Raw genomic sequence first — 2,516 nt, 5'->3', positions numbered from 1 at the left:
GGGATCTACGTGATCCGCACCAGCCTGCCCAAGGAACGGATCAGCGCCGAAGACGCCGTGCGCAGCTACAAGAGTCTCTCCGATGTCGAGCGGGCGTTCCGCTCACTCAAGTCGATCGACCTTCTGGTGCGCCCGATCCGGCACCGGCTCGAGGATCGGGTGCGTGCCCACATCTTTCTGTGCATGCTCTCGTACTACGTGGAATGGCATATGCTCGAAGCCTGGCGGCCGCTGTTGTTCGCCGACGAGGATCAAAAGGCCAAGGAGAAACGCGATCCCGTGGCGTCGGCGAAGCGTTCCGAGGGGGCGCTTTGCAAGGCGGCGACCAAGCGCATCGACGACGACACGGCGGCCCACAGCTTCCGGACGCTGTTGACGGAACTGGGCGGAATCGTCCGGAACACCTGCCGCCGCCCCGGGGCCGAACCTTCCGAGCCGACCTTCCGGATTACAACCACGCCCAATCCGAAGCAGGCACGGGCCCTGGCCTTGCTGGACACCATCCGGGGGTAGACAGAACGCTGCACGACAATATCAAACCAACCTGCTGACATCAAAGGGGATTCCTGATCGCAAGTCAGAGGAACTTCCGTTTAGTGGCACAGTCGACTAAAATGACCCTTCCGCAAATCCCATGGGGCACGTAACTGCCTGAAAAATAATGGTGCCGGAGGAGGGGGTCGCCCGCCTGAGCCTCGGCGGTCACGCCATCGGCCTTTGCGGCGCGGCTCGGGCCTTCCGCGCCCCCTGTCCACCGGGGACATCTCCTGATTTTGCTCTGGTCGGTGGTGTGGTTGAGGAGTGTCCCCGCCCTGCCGCTCGGCGCCCGAAGCCGGTTCGACCCCCATGGACCGGCTCTGGGAAAAGACTGGTGCCGGAGGAGGGGGTCGCCCGCCTTAAGCCTCGGCGGTCACGCCATCGGCCTTTGCGGCGCGGCTCCGGGCTTCCGCGCTCCTAAAGTCGCGCTTTTCCTCCTCTTCGTCGGCGCCCGAAGCCGGTTCGCCCCCCATGGACCGGCACTGGGGAAAAGACTGGTGCCGGAGGAGGGGGTCGAACCCTCGCGGCCTTGCGGCCACGGGATTTTGAGTCCCGCGCGTCTGCCAGTTCCGCCACTCCGGCGCAGATTCCCGATGTAGTGCATTTTTACTTATACACACGGGAACGGGAAAAACCAAGCCTCCCCCGGAAAGTCCGCGCTGTAGTAAGGTGATGACTTCGGGGGGCGCTCCGCAAGGGCCTCCCGGGGGAACACGGAGGAGGGGGATGCGAGGCACGGAAGGAACGTCGGGGCTGCCCGCCACGAAGATCGTGTGCACCATCGGCCCTGCCAGCGCCGATAGAAAAATCCTTTCCGCCCTGATTCGCGAGGGGATGTCCGTTGCCAGGTTCAACTTCTCCCACGGGACGCATGCGTGGCATGGGGAGGCCATCGCGCGGATCCGCAAGGAGGCCACCTCGCAGGGAAGGCACGTAGCCATCATGCAGGATCTTCAGGGACCCAAGATCCGCCTGGGGACATTTTCCGGGGGGAAGGCGGTCCTCGCGCGCGGCTCCTCCTTCACCCTCACCACGGAACGAGTGGAGGGAGATGCGACCGTCGCGTCCGTCGACTACAAGGGATTCTCCGGGGATGTCGCGCGGGGCGACGCCGTTTTCCTGAGCGACGGCCTGGTGCGCCTCGTCGTCCGCGAGGTGCGGGGGAAAAACGTGCTGTGCCGGGTGGCGGAAGGGGGCGAGGTGGGGGACCGCAAAGGGGTCAACCTCCCGGGGAGGGAGGTCTCCCTTCCGCCGCTCACAAGAAAGGACCTGCACGATCTTTCGTTCGGCCTTTCCCGCGGTGTGGATTTCGTCGCCCTCTCGTTCGTGCGCGGGGCGGAGGACGTGCGGGATTTGAAGAGGCGGATACGGCGCGCCGGCAAGGACACGCACGTGATCGCGAAGCTCGAAAAGGCCCAGGCGCTTTCGCACCTCGGGGAGATCCTTACCGAGTCGGACGGCGTGATCGTCGCCCGGGGGGATTTGGGCGTCGAGACGGCGATCGAGGAAGTGCCCGGCCTGCAGAAACGGATTCTCCGGGAGGCGGCCCTGGCCGGGGTGACGGCGATCACGGCGACCCAGATGCTCGAGTCGATGACCCGCAGCCGCGTCCCGACCCGGGCCGAGGCGTCCGACGTCGCCAACGCGGTCCTGGACGGCAGCGACGCGGTGATGCTCTCCGGGGAGACGTCGGTGGGCGCGTACCCCGTGGAAGCGGTGAAGACGATGCGGAGGATCCTCTCCGCCGCCGAAAAGGAACGGCACTCCCCCGCTCCGGATCTCTGCGCATCGTACGGCGTCCCGGGAGTCGTGGCGGAAAGCGCGGTCCGTGCCGCCGCCTCTTTGGGCGCGAAAGCGATCGTCGTCTTCACCCGGTCCGGCCACACGGCCAGGATCGTCTCGAAGTTCCGTCCCGGGGCGCCGGTCCTCGCGTTCACTCCGAAGAGGTCCTCGGCCCGCCGGATGGCGCTCTACCGCGG

2 protein-coding genes and 1 tRNA gene are annotated in these 2,516 nt (G+C 66.2%); 2 read left to right on the top strand and 1 reads right to left on the bottom strand.

Annotation, left to right across the window (positions count from 1 at the left end):
- Positions 1 to 513: IS1634 family transposase (locus tag VJ307_06175; protein HJX73726.1), on the top strand; the 513-nt coding region annotated here is incomplete at its 5' end.
- A gap of 519 nt (positions 514 to 1,032) precedes the next feature.
- Here VJ307_06175 and VJ307_06170 read toward each other — a convergent pair.
- Positions 1,033 to 1,119: transfer RNA gene (locus tag VJ307_06170), tRNA-Leu, on the bottom strand.
- Positions 1,120 to 1,263: 144 nt separating this feature from the next.
- On the opposite strand from VJ307_06170, the gene pyk reads away from it, so the two are divergent.
- On the top strand, positions 1,264 to 2,516 hold a 1,253-nt coding region (gene pyk, locus VJ307_06165), incomplete at its 3' end, for a pyruvate kinase (protein HJX73725.1).

It is taken from the genome of Candidatus Deferrimicrobiaceae bacterium (assembly GCA_035256765.1).
GTDB lineage: Bacteria > Desulfobacterota > Deferrimicrobia > Deferrimicrobiales > Deferrimicrobiaceae > CSP1-8.
The sequence above is the reverse complement of the archived record's forward strand: the minus strand, read 5'-3'. Positions and strand labels throughout refer to the sequence as shown.